Origin of the sequence: Flavobacterium sp. ZB4R12 (genome assembly GCF_048276375.1) — a bacterium.
Taxonomy (GTDB): Bacteria; Bacteroidota; Bacteroidia; order Flavobacteriales; family Flavobacteriaceae; genus Flavobacterium; species Flavobacterium gawalongense.
On record NZ_JBLNKS010000007.1, the window covers coordinates 123886 to 140886 of the forward strand.

Annotated in this window: 10 protein-coding genes; 2 read left to right on the forward strand and 8 right to left on the reverse strand. The window is 34.7% G+C overall.

Features of this window, described 5'->3' with window-relative positions:
• Nucleotides 1-27: 27 nt before the first annotated feature.
• Nucleotides 28-1350, reverse strand: a complete 1323-nt coding sequence (locus ACNO7W_RS06945) for a Fic family protein (RefSeq protein ID WP_417937540.1) — start codon at nt 1348-1350, stop codon at nt 28-30.
• A 117-nt stretch (nt 1351-1467) separates the two neighbouring features.
• Here ACNO7W_RS06945 and ACNO7W_RS06950 point away from each other — a divergent pair, with 117 nt between their 5' ends.
• Complete coding sequence (locus tag ACNO7W_RS06950; RefSeq protein WP_417937541.1) at nt 1468-2451, forward strand: succinylglutamate desuccinylase/aspartoacylase family protein; 984 nt, start codon at nt 1468-1470, stop codon at nt 2449-2451.
• The gene (locus ACNO7W_RS06955) at nt 2441-3013 is read left to right on the forward strand and encodes a 5-formyltetrahydrofolate cyclo-ligase (protein WP_417937542.1); all 573 of its coding nucleotides are present in this window, start codon (nt 2441-2443) and stop codon (nt 3011-3013) included. The genes ACNO7W_RS06950 and ACNO7W_RS06955 overlap by 11 nt, the downstream gene beginning before the upstream one ends.
• Nucleotides 3014-3027: 14 nt before the next feature.
• On the opposite strand, the gene ACNO7W_RS06960 is transcribed toward ACNO7W_RS06955, so the two are convergent.
• The 7 genes from ACNO7W_RS06960 to ACNO7W_RS06990 all read right to left on the reverse strand — a co-directional run bounded on the left by ACNO7W_RS06960 (nt 3028) and on the right by ACNO7W_RS06990 (nt 17000).
• On the reverse strand, nt 3028-6831 hold the full coding sequence (locus ACNO7W_RS06960; RefSeq protein WP_417937543.1) for a T9SS type B sorting domain-containing protein: 3804 nt from the start codon (nt 6829-6831) through the stop codon (nt 3028-3030).
• A gap of 33 nt (nt 6832-6864) precedes the next feature.
• Nucleotides 6865-7638: a hypothetical protein gene (locus tag ACNO7W_RS06965; RefSeq protein ID WP_417937544.1), complete on the reverse strand. Its 774-nt coding sequence runs from the start codon at nt 7636-7638 to the stop codon at nt 6865-6867.
• A 670-nt stretch (nt 7639-8308) separates the two neighbouring features.
• Nucleotides 8309-8653 carry a hypothetical protein gene (locus tag ACNO7W_RS06970; protein ID WP_417937545.1) on the reverse strand — a complete coding sequence of 115 codons (345 nt, stop codon included), beginning with the start codon at nt 8651-8653 and terminating at the stop codon, nt 8309-8311.
• Nucleotides 8654-8659: 6 nt separating this feature from the next.
• Complete coding sequence (locus tag ACNO7W_RS06975) at nt 8660-14893, reverse strand: RHS repeat-associated core domain-containing protein (RefSeq protein WP_417937546.1); 6234 nt, start codon at nt 14891-14893, stop codon at nt 8660-8662.
• Between the two features lie 3 nt (nt 14894-14896).
• Entirely contained in the window at nt 14897-15355 is a 459-nt protein-coding gene (locus ACNO7W_RS06980; RefSeq protein ID WP_417937547.1) for a T9SS type A sorting domain-containing protein, read from the reverse strand.
• Nucleotides 15356-15931: 576 nt separating this feature from the next.
• Nucleotides 15932-16534 (reverse strand): lipoprotein signal peptidase, encoded by a 603-nt coding sequence (locus tag ACNO7W_RS06985; RefSeq protein ID WP_417937548.1) that lies wholly within the window; start codon nt 16532-16534, stop codon nt 15932-15934.
• Nucleotides 16535-16619: 85 nt separating this feature from the next.
• On the reverse strand, nt 16620-17000 hold the full coding sequence (locus ACNO7W_RS06990; RefSeq protein WP_417937549.1) for a TraR/DksA family transcriptional regulator: 381 nt from the start codon (nt 16998-17000) through the stop codon (nt 16620-16622).
• Between the last annotated feature and the right edge of the window lies 1 nt (nt 17001).

Genomic DNA, 17001 nt, shown 5'->3' on the forward strand with positions numbered 1-17001 from the left:
TAAACGGATTTTACAGATTTTCACAGATTATTTATTTTCTTTTTCGGCTATTTTTTGTTCGATGAATTCTTTGTGACGTTTTACTTCTTTATCAACTATATTATTAATATCAAATTCTTTTAAGTTATCTGAATATGAAAATTTGAATTCATTTTGATTACCAATATCAATAAAATAATAACTTTCTTTGAATCTAATCTGAATTTCACTTAAAAAATTAATTGCTATTTCTTCTTTCTTTAATTTAACAAATAAAAAACTTAATTCGAGAATATTATCTAAATGATTGAATTTATAATCTTTATAAAATTCATTAAATTTTTCAATTGAATCAAACTCATTATTATCTAAACTAATTAGAAAGTTTGTTTCAGAATATAATTTACTAAACTTTGATATTCTTGACTGAAATCTTAAAATTAGCTTCATAATAATTGCATCAAATAAATCTCCAATTATATCTTGTTTTTTTATGTATTCTTTATAGTTTGTTTTATTAATTTTCTGCTCCAACAAAGCAATTTCCTTATCTAAATCATCTTCTTCCTCAATACTTTCCCCTTTAGCTCCTGCAATCATTATTTCAAGGGAACGAACTAAATTTTGAGAGACATATTCAATAAATGCTTCAATATTTCCTGCATCTGCAAGCTGTAATACTGCAAAATAATTAGCTTTGTCTTCCGTTTTAATAATTACGGGCGGGTAATCAAACTTCATCAAGATAAAATTCATCAAAATCCTTGCCGTCCTACCGTTTCCATCATCAAAAGGATGAATCCGAATAAATTTATAATGAAACTCTGCTGCTAAAAAAATAGGATTTACGTCTTTCTGTTCGCTTTTTTCTCTGTACCAATTGATTAAATCGGTCATTTTAGAAGGCGTTTCTTCTGGCGTGGCAAAATAAAATATTTCCCCTGTTTTTGTTTTTACATGATTGGGAGAGGTTTTGTAACGCCCAACATTTATACGTTTTTTTGTCGGTTTACCATCAGGAGTAATTGCATCAACTTCATAGGATTCTTTTAGCAAAAGTGTATGCAACTCCCTAATAAAATTTTCATTCAATGGATAGTCGCCTTTTACAACATCAATAACCCAATTTATTGCTTCATTATGTCCCGTTATTTCAAAATGATCCTGTAATGGCTTACCTTGAGCTGTAACACCAAATAAAATTAATGCCTTAGTTTCACCATAAGTCAACGAATTCCCTTCGAGATGGTTGGAATGATAATTCCAATCCAAACGGAATTTTTGCATAATCCGCTCTTCCTGTTCTTTATCAATGGGACGTAAATTATCTAATTGATTTTTTAAATCTAATGCTTTTCTGCTGTTTTCCATCTGAATTTTCAATTTACTCCCAACAAATTTACAAATAACATTTTTCTAAAACGAAAAACAACACACAACTTATAATTCCTAACCCATAATTGTATATTTTTATATTTTCAAGAACTTATGATAAAAAACAATTCCACACCCATAGTCCTTTTTGGTGAAAGCATTATTCCCGGCGAAAGTAAAACCATCAATGTTGAAATTGCCCGATTACATACCACAACGAAACTGAATATCCCTATAATTATCCGACGTTCTAAAATTGATGGTCCCGTGGTACTTTTTTCTGCAGGAATACATGGTGACGAAATCAATGGGGTTGAAATTGTCAGACAGCTTATCCATAAAAAGATAAACAAACCGAAAAGAGGCACAATAATCTGTATTCCTATAATAAACGTATATGGATTTGTCAATAAATCAAGAGAATTTCCTGATGGCAGGGATTTAAATCGGGTTTTCCCGGGAAGCAAAACTGGTTCTTTAGCCAGCAGATTCGCTTTCCATATTTTAACGGAGATTATGCCAATTGTACAATATGCAGTAGATTTTCATGCCGGTGGCGCCAGCCGTTTCAACGCACCGCAAATTCGTCTTACCCAAAACAATAGAGAGTTAAAAATACTGGCCGATGTGTTTAATGCGCCTTTTACCTTATATTCCAGAAATATTTCGGGTTCTTTCAGGAGTTCAAGTGAAAAATTGAATGTGAAAATGCTCCTTTTTGAAGGCGGAAAATCCCTTGATATCAATAACACTATTGCAGATGAAGGTGTAAATGGAGTGAAGCGCTTGCTATCTCACCTTGATATGCTAGACCCAAAACATTTTGTTACTAAACAAAAAACACCTACCATTTATATTGAAAAATCTGGTTGGATAAGAGCCAAATGTTCCGGATTATTACACGATTACGATACCATTGGGAAATTTGTAAAAAAAGGAACTATTCTTGCCACCATAACAGATCCTTTTGGAAAATTTGAACGAAAAGTGAAAGCACCAAATGACGGCTACGTAATCAATGCCAATCATTCGCCTATTGTTTATGAAGGCGATGCTATTTATCACCTATCGAATACTAATGAAGAAGATGAAGAATAAAACAGCATTAAGACTAAAATATAAAACCTTACGAAATTCACTTTCTGAAAATGAATTGGAAGAAATGAGTTTAGCTATTGCCAATAAAGTATTGGCGCTTCCTATTTGGGAAAAAACCTATTTCCATATTTTTCTTCCCATTACGGAACACAGGGAAGTCAACACTGAATTTATTCTGCATTTATTGTCCGGAAAAGACAAGGAAATTATTATTTCAAAAGCTGATTTCGAAACCAGAAACATGACTCATTTCCTATTGACTGATAGTACTAAAATCAAGAAAAACGAATACAATATCCCCGAACCTGTTGATGGAATTGAAGTTCCAACGCATAAAATTGATGTCGTTTTTGTACCGCTTTTAGCATTCGACAAAAAAGGAAATCGGGTGGGTTATGGTAAAGGATTCTATGACAAATTCTTATCAGAATGCAAACCGGATACAATCAAAATTGGTCTTTCTTTCTTTGACCCTGAAGAATTGATTACAGATGTTTTTGAAGGTGACGTGAAACTGGATTATTGTGTTACGCCGAATGCGAATGAGGCCTATTCTTTTTAATTTTGCCTGAAAATTTATCTTTTCAATGAAAAATGCCCTTTCATGATTCGACCGTCTTCCAATTGTATGGAATACCAATAATCATCTGATGGCATTTGTAGTCCATCGAATGTTCCATTCCAGCCTTCACCTATTGGACTTATTTGTTTCAATAATTTGCCATATCTGTCAAAAATATGAATACTAGTTTTTGCATTGAAAGTAGTATTCACTCCTTTAATGTTCCACGTATCATTATAGCCATCCTCATTGGGCGTGAAATAATCCGGAATTCCCAATATGGCTACTTCTTTTGGAACTACGCCACAACCATTTAAGTCCTTGACAAAAATCGTATGAATTCCAGCACTAACATTGGAAAAAAAGGGTTCAATTTGGTAATCGCCATACTCATTATCTAGACTATATACATAATCTCCTGATCCACTTACCGAAATAGTGATACTATTCGAATCCACTAAATCTACTATATTAACATCTGTTATTTTAGCAATATCCGAAGCTAGAACTGTAATTGTTCGTATTCTGGAACAGCCTTTATCGTTGGTAACTTCTACAGTATAGATTCCTTCAGTATTAACCGTTAGGGTGTAATTTGTTGCATCAGCAATTGCATTTCCATTGAAGTACCAAACATAATTGTAGTTACTAGTTGGGCTACCATCTTGAATACTTGCATCAATTACTTTTGTAAATGTCGGCAGGTTGCTACACACTAATTCATCTCCTAATAAATTGATTTTGGGTACTGGATTTACAACAAATGGCAGAATTACCGTAGCTGTACAGTTTGTGTTTATTGGATTAATCACCTCGACTTTCACGTTTTGGGTTGCGGTAAGAAACGGATTGGGTAATGGACTTGAAAGCGGATTGTTATTTCCGTCAAAATAGTTGACGGTCATTCCTGTCTGTCCTTTTAGGATAGTAGTTTGAAAGGTTGAAGTATCAAAAGCATATTTTCTGTCTTGTAAACTGGGATCCGCTTCATCATCGCAGACCGTGGTTAACGATGTTGGAACTGGAAATGCTTCCGGTAAATCGTAAACAATAAATTGTATTGCAGAATCAAAAGAACAGGCTTTTGGAGTGTTATTGGTTACGACTACTTTTAACGTTTGCGAAGCCGTTGTAAAAGGATTTGGTAATGGGCTTGACAGCAGATTATTGTTTTGATCAAAATAAGCAATAGTAACATTGGTTAACCCGTTTAACAACTTGGTTTGTAGTCCCGAAGTGTCAAAAGCATATACCCCATCCTGATTGTCGTCACAATGACTCTCAATAATAGATTTTACTACCGGAATTGATTCCGCGTTCAGCGTGATATGACTTCCTAAGCCCAAACAATCATTATTCAATCTGCTATCTACACGAATGTAAATATTTTGAGTGTTTGGATATCCAATATTTCTGTAATTTGAAATATTGGAGATGGTATTTTTTTCGGCAAGAGCATCGCCTAAATTTCTATAATAAGTAATGTCTAATTGTTGTCCAACAGGGAATATGTTCTGAATTTGACTTGTCACATTGCTAAAATCAAAAGAAGCGATTCCATCTTTATTCGTTCCTAAAACTGCATCATCACATTGAGTAAAAGCCCTTGTAAAATTTAAAGGAATTTGAGTGGTAGAAACGATTAGATTGAGTTGAGCAATTCTATAACAACCATTGCTATTACTTACTCTTACATAAACTTTGTCAACACTTACAATTTGATTGGTGTAGGTTGTAGCATTCGGTATCGGATTGGTATTGTTTTGTGCGTCTGTTTGGGTTTTATAAAAAGTAATTGTTTCTGTTGCAGCGTTAGCCGTTATTTTACTAATGGCTTCTTCTAAATTAAAAACACTAAAACCATCAATGTTATCATCACATTGTTTCAAATCAAAAACACTAGTTATCACGGGCAAAGCAAAGACTTCAATTTTGAAGGAAGTAGTCGCCAAACAATTAAGATTGTCTTTGTTGGTTACTTTTACATAAATCGTTTCAGTTGGATTGGTATTTTGATAAGTTGTTGCAATCAAAATAGGCTGTGTCAATCCCGCATCTTTGTAATACGAAATCAAAAACTGAGTTGCCGATTGACCGTTCAGAATGCTGCTGGCTCTTTGGGTTAAATTCAAAACAACTTTACCATCACTATCACTTCCAATACTAGTGTTATCACAACTCGTTAAATTTGGAATCAATGCCGGTAAATTGGGTAAAGGTGTGTCAAATACATCAATAGTAAAAGTGGTACTACTTTTGCATTCACCATTGGCTTTGTTGGATACTTCGGCAGTGATGGTTTCTTGTTGATACGGAACAGTATTAATGTAAGTACTAGGAGAGGTAATTGCCTCATTATTGGCAAAATAGGTTACTGCAAACAAATTAGTATCTTGTCCGTTTAGAATGGCAATATTCTGAGTAGTTAAATCAAAAGTATGCAGACCGTCATTGTTATCATCGCAAACTAAGATGTCTTGGGGTTTTGTTGCGGTTGGGATTTGATAGATTGTGATGTCTTTGGTTTTGGCACTGGTGCCGTTTGCATTTGTAGCAGTAACCGAAACGCTGTATGTGCCAGTGGCTGCGTAGGTATGGGTTGGGTTAATTGCATTTGAAGCGTTCCCATCCCCGAAATCCCAACTGGCAGAGGTTATAGTCTGGGATGCACTTAATGTAAATTCGCTAGTAGTACCTAAACATACATTTTTGATTGTGAAGGAGGGATTGAAGTATGATTGACAAAAGGAAGGCAAGCCCAACATAGATAAACCAGTACCTCCTAAACTTAAACCATCCATTTGGAAATTACATCCAAGACCTGAAATATTCGGATCATTAATAACATCCAAAGAATTACCTGACCAAGAGGCAATATAGATTTTATTATTAATTGCCAATTGTAAAGAGCCTAACATTTTTCCTGAAGTACTTATTTCAATTTTTGTTGATGCTATATTTGCTGATGTCAAATCAAATTGAAAAATACTCCCTCTTGCTTTTTCGGATACATATAATACAGTGCTATTTGAGGAAAATTCAGCTCCTGTAATTTCAAATGGACTATTGATTATTACATTGGGATTGGATACTATTCCTGTAGTGGTGTTGAAATCAAATAATTCAGCATTATTAAAAAAAGTATTGCATACAATTAATTTAGTCCCATCTGGAGAAATTTTCATGTTACCAATTGCTCCAATTTGTCCCATTGAATTATTTATTACAGTTCCAGTATTACTTATTACGGGGTTTGTGCTAATCCCATTTGCTGTAACAAGATGAGCATAAAAAGCATTACTCTTCCATCCATGTGTTATAACCCAATAATCGGTACCGTTTGCATGCTTAACAATGGTAATTTTTTCGCAGGTAGGGGTGTAAATTAATACGTTCCTATTAGCGGTTACACCTCCCAATCCGTTATTTAAATTCATATCCACCTCTGTATATCTCAAACCGTTTGAAAGTGCTCCTACATCGAGTGTAAATAGATAATATAAGTTAGTCGTACCTGGTTTTTGAAGAATGGCAGATGTTTGTGTTGCATTATAGTCTCCCAGTAAATACGTTACCATTGGCTGATGAATTTTATTCCAAATGGTAACGCCATTAGAGTAGAATAGTAAACTACCATTACTGTCAGAGATAGTAGAACATCCTTGAGGTGCACTCACACCACTTATAACTGTTGTAACGGAGCCATCAGGATTGAATTTTAGGCCAGCACCGCTACCAAAACACCAAACACTCGCTTCTTGTTGCGAGAAAACGAGTGTGGTGTAAAGCGTTAGTAAAAAAAGTAATTTAAACTTCATCAAAATATTAAGTATAGTATTTTAAGAAAATAATTAAGGCCATTCTACTGTAAGTACAAATTCTAGGTTAGCATCTGGAAACGAATAAGTAATTTTGCTTGGCTTCTCAGCTGTATAAACAGCAAATGTTATTGGCTTGGTAGATGGGTAAAGCGGTGTTAATAGTTGTGTTGTACTAGCATCCTTATCACCAAATTCTATATTTAGTGTTTCGCCAGGATTTATGTACAATTCAGCAACTGAAAAATCCCAAGTTAAATCTCCTTGATTGTCTTTTACAGGAGAAACATACCAGAGTTTATCTGAAACGCCAACATCATATGGATTTGTATATTGGAGTTTTATAAAACCAAAACACACGTCTGCCAAACGATTTATATCACTTTCTGTATATTCTGGATCCCAAGTGGTGTTTATGTTATAAAATGATTTTAATTGCAACCCTGTTATTTTTATGCAATCGCCTCTTGTAACTAAAATAGTAATTGTTTTTGAAACAACATCTCCATTCTGATTTTTCGCTTTTATAATAATATTTTTTGGTCCTAAAGTATCAAAAGCAAAATGCAATGTTTGTGAAGTGCCAAAATCAGAACCAGAAAAATTTACTGGGTCTGAACCATCAGTTGTTAATGCCATACCTTTCACTGATTCATTACTGGTTACTGTAACGGCAAATAGTTCGTCTATAGCCACTGTTGTTAAAGATGGAGTTACTGTAATACTAAAAGTACTTTGACTTGTAGTATCGTCTGATGAGGTGCACATACAAAAAAGCAGAGGCAGTAGATAGAGTATACGCTTCATGTTTTTATTTAATTTTTTATCGTTTAAAATTTACCCTGAACGTTCAATTTACTTCAAATCCTAGCCATCGGGTTTAAAAAACAGAAGGATACTTGTTTAAAGATACTTCTGTTTTAATTATCCGCGTTGCAAACACTACGATTTATTTTTTAATTTAAGTAGGTACTCGCCACTGGCAAGCACCAGAGGAGAGGACAAACGAGAACCAGTGGAATGAATTTAAATTAATCTCATAGAAATATAACTTAACATCATTCATTAACCCCTTCCATTTTGAATAAAATTTGGTTAAGTCATTATTATCGACCAAACAAAATGCACTAAAAACTGTTTCGTCTGCAGATCTCCCAAAATTTAGATCGATTGCTTACCAATATACATCTTCAAAGGTGAAATTTATTTTATCTTTTTTTTTCAGGCAACTCCAATGAAAAACTAATGTTATCATTAATGACAGAAGTATTTCGGTCAATTATAATATTCTTAATTATACATCGTGGTAAAAAAAATCATTAAAATTCATATGTACTTTTTTTTAAATCACTACCATTACCACCAAGGTCATTTACTTGAGTCAAAAATATGTCCCCCATTGTTTAAATAAAAATGACTTAGATTTGGTCCTTTAAATCCTGGCGGAGTTGCAGCAGGTCATCGTCGCGCTGTTATATCAAGATTGCTCGGTTCCCTCTTTTCTAAGACTACCAATCATTACAAATTTTGAATTTTCCATAAGCTCATGTTCTGTATATTCTCTATTAAAATCTAATAGAAATAATGCCCCATTAATAATTACCTCCCTTTCTTTGTTATAAAAATTTCCTCCTTTTAGTCTTGGGCTTAGTATCAAAAAAAAGCCCTCAATATTTCCAAATCTCAGTAAATAATTTGATTTAAATATTAAACATTTGCTACTTTTAATAGTTAAAATACTTCCAGCTATAATGTTTTTCCCGTCTAAACTTTCAAAATCCCAAGGTTCAGAAACTGAAATAAAATAATTTTCTTTTTTCATAATGCTTTATCTTAAAGATTGCCAATTAATTAATCGCACTTTCACGGGATCCATAGTCATAAATTCAGAACCTTTTCCAGGCATTGAAAAAGCAGGTAAGACTTTAGAGCCGTTTAGTTGTAGGCTTGGATTATTAAGAATTTCAAATTCTACTCTTAAGGTTGGAGTAGTGGGTAAAGCTAATCTTTGTTGAGCTAAAGATGCAGATTTATACACATCTTTAGTAAAGAACGTTTCGCCAGGATTTCCTCCTCTTAAAACACCTGTTTCTTGTACAGCTTTTAGCTCTCCCTCTCCCATATATCTAAATGCTGAGTTTTTAGAAACATCCACAAATCCAGTTTCTTTATTGATAACCGTTGCCGTATTAGCTTGTGTTGTTTGCGTTGTACTTGGTTGAGTAGAACTGGATATTTTGTAATCACTAGTTTTAATTTCGGCATTGCCTGTTGTTTTTACAAATCCTGTTGCTGTTGGCAATGACATAGGCTGAACAGTAATTCTTGTTCCAGTCCAGAATGTTCTTCCGTTTCTTAATGCACTAACACCATTGAATGCACCACCTAATGCTGCTCCAAAAGCAATTCCTGCAATAAATTCTTTTCCGGACATTAAAGGATCACCAAAAGCAATATGGTTTCCTACGTTTAAAACAGTCTGGGAAGCTGCTGCTCCTACTGCACCACCTGCTGCACCTGCTAAAAAACCGCCTGCACCTGCTGCACCACCTCCTGCCGCCGTGAAAGCTGCTGGACCAATAATTCCTGCTAATGCTCCTGCAGCTGCTCCAATTCCAAAAGCTGTTAACCCTTGTGCGTTAAATTGAGCTCCGTGTGCTGCCCAATTAATTACTCCTCCAACAATAGCACCAACAACAATCCAAATCCATTCTCCCGAAGCATCTGTGTACTTGAGTGGATTATTCCAGCAATACCCGTACCTATTATAGTTCTGGCTATTAAAGGGTTCCTGGATATAATTATCTGGCTGCAAGAAACGATGCAACTTAGGATCGTACAAACGCCCGTTCATGTTTATGAGCCCTACACTTTGCAGATGCTCATGACCTGTGTAACCCCTGTCAAGAATGGTAAGACCATTTAATGTATTCCCCGCTCCGTCTTGTACCTTTGCAATATTTCCCCAAGCGTCAAAGAGTCGTTTTTCTACTATTTGTCCTGTGGCACTAGTTATTGCCAAGATACTTCCTTGGTAATCGCGATGTAAATATAAATAATTTTGGGTAGTACCGTCACTTTTTATAATCAAAGGTGCTGAGTAGCCGTCGCCACCTATATAGGTAACAAACTCCGTTGCTCCGGTATTCTTGTTGTACTTTATCTCCATCGTACCATCTCCCGAATAGTATTTTCGATTAGGACGTAATAGTTTATCAACGTCTAGACTACCATAGAACATGGCGCTCCGGTCATTACCGTCATTGTAGGTAAAGCTTATTTTGTCTATGCCTACTTCTTCTATTAGCACTGGACTTTTGAAGGCGTTGTAAGTAATGTTTTGTACTTGCCTTGCCGTATTATAATATGTCAAAGCAGCTGGTGTCAATGTTACCGAAGTATTTTGATACGGCTTTGCTGAAGTGGTATAATTATAGGTTCCAACATTGTTTTGAGTTATTCTTCCCCTATCATCATAGCTTTGGGGTTCTTGTTGCCCTTGTACATTGGTATAGGTGGTTAGTCTGTCTAAACTGTCGTATAGAAAACTTTCGTTCCAATTAAACAAGCTGTTGGTACGGCTGGTTAAATTCCCTTTTTGCGGGTCGAATACCGTGTTGAGTGTCATGATATTGGTCCCTGCTTTATCATGCTTAAACTGGGTTGCAAAACCGTAACTATCGTAGGCGTTAGTTATCGCTATACCGTTGTCCAACGTGGCAGTTGTCAATTGTCCGCGTGCGTTTACCGTACCGGTTTGCCACAATACTTGGCTGGTGGCATCGTCAAGAATTTGCCAAGGGTAGCCGTTTTGGTAGGTGTTCTTTATGGTCTTGGCACTTGCTTTTCCGTTGACTAGCAAAAAAGCGGTACTAGTTTCTTTATCTGTCCTGCCAAAGGCATCAAAGCTGAGCTGTTTGGTAAAAGTGGCGTATGGCGTGGTTTCGGTGGTTTTAAAAAGGCGTTTGGACGCATCGTATTCGTAGGTGTTCGTGGTAACGGCACCGCCTTCGAGTGTGTTTGTAAAGGTGTTGCTTGTAAGCAATTTTGTTGTGCCATCATAGGCATAAACGGTACTACTATTGGTAAGTGATGTTGGGTTGCCCACTATGGTTTTTGTCGTCAGTTTCCCTACGTTGTCAAGTGTATAAGTCGTTGTGCCGTTAGGAGTAACTTCCTTTGTGGTTTCACCAAATAAGTTGTATTCGTATAAATAGGTTCCAGCCGATGGATCTATCAATTTAGTTTTTCTACCCCAACCGTCTTGCTCTATTGTAGTCACTACGCCACCATAATTGGAAGTTTTTAAATTTCCATTGGCAAAATAGGTATAATTTATGGTACCTCCAGGTGTGTCAGTCATTGCAACCACATTACCAATAGCATTTTTAGTCGAAATCTTGGTTTTTGTACCATCGTTTACAGTAGTCGTAAGCCCGGAATAACTCATACTTACCGTTTTTCCTGTAAAGGATATACTTTGACTTATTCTGCTATAAACATCATACTTAGTTTCACTCCATTGCGTTGGACTTGTGCCAAAATAAGGCTCACTTACTTTATAATTCCTATCGTAAATGTCGTATAAATAATCAACGTAGGAGAATGTGCCGTTTAAATTTTTAACCCCTGATTTTATTTTCCTACCCAAATCGTCAAGTGTTTCTTCACTGCCGCTACCGTCATCTCCGGTGGTGGTAACAATTGTTTTCTCGGTGCTTCGGGTGTAGACATAGGTGTTGCTTTTACCCAAATAATCGGTCGTTTTTATTTTCTTGAACCAAGGATCGTATGAATAGGTCGTTGTTAAACCATACGGATTGGTTTCAGAACTTAATAAGCCATTATAGGCGTTATAAGCAAATGTTGTTGCCAATCCTTCGATGTCAATACTTTTGGTTAAAAATCGACCTGATGTATCGTATTCGTAATTGGTTATCCTTGGTGCAGGAGCCGGATTGGGTGCTACAGCAGGAACAGTTATGGTTTTTTTAGTAATATTACCAAATGTGTCGTATATATTATCTTCGGTAATAAAAACACCTGCATCATTTCCTCTTTTCTTGACTTGCGTTAACAAACTGGGAGTATAGCTATATTGCTCTTCGTTACTGGTTATCTCTCCCGTTGCAGCTAACGTAATGCTTTGTATTTTTCCAGATGGTCTTCCTACAACATAGGGAGAAGTAGTAAGTGGAATATAAGTAACATCCCCAACGCTAGTTTGTACAAGAGTACTTCCTTCTTTTAGCAAAGTTGTTACTTTTGTGGGATTATTATTGGCATCATATAGGGTTGTAGTTTCACTATTGGTATTATCTAAACCATTAAACTGTAGTGATGAAGTATTCTTAATATTATAAACTTTATTTGTTAAAGAACTTGAGTATCCTAATATCGATTTACTAATAAAATCAGTTGGAGCAAAACTACTAGAGGGTGAAAATAAATAGAGTACCGAGTAATTCTCAGTATTGGCTCCACGTAAGCCTACATCAAATTTAGAAATATTAGATATAATTGTTGTTGTATCGTCATACCAATTAGTACGCATGGTAGCTCTAAAACCTAGAAAGCCTAATCCTTCTAAATTAGAAACCGCACCATAATATCCAAAGAGTTGTTTTTTATAAACCGTTGCACTTTGTTTTTCCAGTTTTGAAACCACCTGAAAAGATGGAGCCACAGGAATATCTGTATTAGGATAGTTTTCTATTGGACTACTTGACCTGTATAAAGGATTACAATTATAAGAACATGGATCATTAACAACTGGGCTATAAGTAATCGATTCTTTGACACCATTACCCGTTGTGACTGTTTTAAGCAACCGTTCTATATTGAAATCTTTTTGGGAACTAAATCTATAAATTTTATTATCCGAGATAGCTGCTAATTCCATACTAAAATTAGGTCTGTCAGAAGATAAAAATATTGGCAAAGCATATTGTTTAACACCACTGATTGAACCTGAATAAAAAGTTGCCGTATTTGCAAAATTAGAATCCATATTATTCCAAACTCTTATCCAATATTGACCTGTATTAGTAGAAGTACACCCTGTGGTAGAATAGGTAATTAAATCCGTTTTGCCATCTCCATTAATATCAGTTGGAATTATCATGTTAGAAATTAGACAGTCACTTCCACTATTTGCTATATAAGGAATGCTGTAGGTTACGTCCGTTTTAATAAAACTTATTCCAGTTGAAATATACTTAGCATAATTAGTACCATATCCTTTAGGAATAATAAAGTCTGATTTTCCATCTCCATTATAATCCCCCATCAAAACAGGTCTTTCAAAAAGCACATCTGGATCGGCTGTTGTATTTTGGTATAATAAAACAAACTGATTTAAATCATTTAATGCATAAACTCGAACAGATTGATAGTTAAAAACATATAAGTCTGATTTTCCATCTCCATTAAAATCAGCAACTATATATTTATCTGCGGTAGAAGGTATAATAGTTCCCGCATCGGTAACATAGTTAGTAGTTAATCTTTTGTCTAAATTAACAAAATAACTTTGACCTCCACTTCTTAAAGATGTTCTATCGCAAGCAGATTGATAGTATATTTCTTTATCTATAGCTATCAAATCCGTTAACCCATCACCATTAAAATCACCACTGATGAATTTTTTGGGCACATTATATGTTTTAGTTACATAACTGGAATAATTACCGCAAATTGCTGGATATCCCCAAGAAAAAAGAGGAAATTGATATGATTTCTCATTTTGGAGCAATACGGGATTCATACCTCCCTCCGAGCTATAATTTGAGAATGTAGTAGTATTTGTTGAAACATTATTCTTAATGATACTCCATCCTTGTTTTGGCATCAATTTAAATCCTGCACCTGCATCCCCGGTTAATAATGACGAAGCAAAAATTTCCTCAAAAGCGCCTATATTTTGTTCGTAACTCATATTAGGATTTACTAATGGGTCAAGATTATAAAAAAGCCAATATTTAGATTTACTGGTCGTTCCCGTAGTTCGATAGACTAAAAAATCCATCTTGCCATCGCCATTAAAATCTCCTGTAACAGTAGCTGAATTTTTAGAAGAAATATCATTTACATTTATATTGGTAGTAATGGGATCGTAAGAAATAACATCATTAGTTGTGCCATAACTAAATATTGTGGGGTTATAACTCTTAGTGCCATCCCCGCTACTTTCGGTAATTCTCGAGAGTCGTTCGTAGCCTAATGTTACATCTTGGGTTAAATGTTCTAAAAGGTAATTTCTAAAACCCTGTCCGTTACCAAAAACTTTTATCTGGCTTAAAATTGTATTTCTCAGAAAACTTTGCCCACCTACATAAGCTTGCTCGGGGCGTTGGCGTGTTTTATATACAAATTGGATTTGATTTATAGGGGCATTTGTAGTAGTACTGCCGTACTTGATATATTCAATACTCAAATTATTATTGGCTAGTATATAATTATAACTTATTCGAACCCCTTGTGGATTTTCCCAATACTCAATTGCCCAATCAGTAATAGAGCGAGAATTGGTTGTGCTGCCATAATAGGCTTTAGAGCCATCTGGGTATTCTATAATAAAATAAGATGGACCGTAATTAGTTCCACTGGGATGTATACCATAAGAAGTAATTTTAACATTAGAGAAATTTTCCGTCTCGTAAACAGTTCCATCTGCTCCATAAGTACTTGTTAAGTTCTTCAAAATCAAACGTTGTCCATCAAAAGCAAAACGATCCATACTATTAAAATCAACAGCGTCTATTTTTCCATCATGAAACTTGGTAGCAGGAATTCTTGTAATAGTAGACACTCCAGAAATATTCCAGCCATAACCTGCCAGTCCATTACCGCCTTGACTATTATAAGTCAAACCTACTTGGGGCACAACCCCATTTATACCTGGTGGCACAGCAATAGGAATAGAATAATTGGCTCCTCCTGTCAATGATACTGATAATTGTCCTTCTGTAATTCCAACTTCGGTAGAACTTCCGGTAGGAGTTTGTGCTAAAGCAAATAAATGATATACTATAAATATAAGGGTAAAGTAAAGTTTCTTCATATCTTATTGTTTAATAATTTTAATGGATTTTTGTTCACCGTTGCTATAAAACAAAACAACAGCATAGGTGCCTGATGGATATGCTTGAAAAGGAATGTTTTGGGCATTATTTTTCTCTAGTCCAGAATATGATTTTAGCAATTGCCCACTCAAACCATATACTTGAATTGAAGTAACCAGATTACCCGCTATAAGTTCCCACTTAAGGTACAATTCCTCTTTTACAGGATTGGGGTAATAGGAAATAACATCTTCAGGGAAAAACTTTTGTAAATCTTCTTCTTTCAAAGCCATTATTTCTTTTGGTAAAACATTCGAAGTTTTACCTGTTCCAAGAGGACAATCGATACATAAATATCGTTTTATTTGATTGCCTGCATTATCATATTCAAATACAATTTTATCTTGGGCAGTAGCCAAAACAGAAAATCCTAATAATATAAATACTATAAAATGTTTCATAATTTTATTTTTAAATTGTTGGTGTAATGTACATTTTTCATGGTTTTGGTTTTATTATTGTGTTGTCAAAAAGTAATCGTCATTATTGCCTCCGTGCATTTTTTATCCAAAGTGTTTGGCAGGTCTAAAGAAATAAAATAGCATTAGCTGGTAAGATTTTTTCAAATTCAAGTTGTTAAAAAAGAGGGAGATATAATCATTCCTTAGCACTACATTAAATTTTAAAAAAATATTCTGACAATTATAAAGTAATTTATTCGAATCCACAATACCCACTTTTGGTGATATTTTACGAAAAAGATTATAAAAATAATTGATGATACTACGTTTTTTGCTACGCCAAGTGAAACTTATTAATTCCAATAGCATAACTTCTTATGAAAGACGCATCCTTTTTTTATCCATCTGAGAAAGAAGTAATCTCAAAAAAAAATGACTATAAAGTTCATAGTGTGGAACTTCCCTTAAATCTAAGCGCTATGCTCCGGGACAAAACAAATAAATTCAATAAAAGAAAAAGACCTATTCAAATTATGAAATAGGTCTTTTTCTTTTATTGAATTCTTGGTTAAAAATTTATGCAGTTTTGTGATGAAATGCTTTTTTGTTGAAAACAATCAAAATCCCAACTCCTGTAGAAATAGCCATATCGGCAACGTTGAAAATAGCGTTGAAAAAAGTAAATTCTCTTCCTCCCCAAATAGGCAACCAACTTGGTAGATTTCCATGCCAAAAAGGAAAGTAAAACATATCAACTACTTTTCCGTGAAACCAAGTCCCATAAGGTTGATCCGAGAATAAAGTAGCTAATTGTTGTTGGCTGTCGTCAAAAATAACTCCGTAAAAAACAGAATCGATGATGTTCCCGAAAGCTCCAACAAGAATTAATGAAATCGCGACAATTAAATAATCCGAGCTCTTCTTTTTCACTGAATCCCACAACCAATATCCAATTCCACCAACAGCGGCGATTCTAAAAAGAGTTAAAAATAATTTTCCATAAGCTCCAGGAATTTGAACTCCCCATGCCATTCCTTCATTTTCGATAAAAAGAATTTTGAACCATTTGAATACTTCAACTTCTTCGCCTAAAATAAAATTAGTTTTGATGTATATTTTTGAAACTTGATCGACAAGTAATATGATAAAAATAAGGAGATACGCTTTTCGTAATGACATTTTATAAATTTTAATGGCGCAAAAGTAACAATTTAATCAAAAAAAACGCTCCCAATGGAGCGTTAAATATTGTTTAACAAGAGGTTTATCGTTGCAAGTTCTTTGCTTCGATACTCATTGTTGCATGAGGAACGATTTTTAATCTTTCTTTCCCAATTAATTTGCCTGTAACTTTACAAACTCCGTACGTTTTATTTTCTACACGGAAAAGTGCATTTTTCAAATCTCGAATAAACTTTTCCTGACGGATCGCCAGTTGTGAGTTTGCCTCTTTTGACATCGTTTCGCTTCCCTCTTCAAAGGCTTTAAATGTAGGCGACGTATCGTCAGTACCATTATTCAAATCATTCATATAAGCACTTTTTATCAAATCTAAATCTGCTTGTGCTTTTTGAATTTTGTTAAGGATTATATCTTTGAACTCCGCCAAATCAGCGTCAGAGTATCTTGTGGCTTCATCTACCATA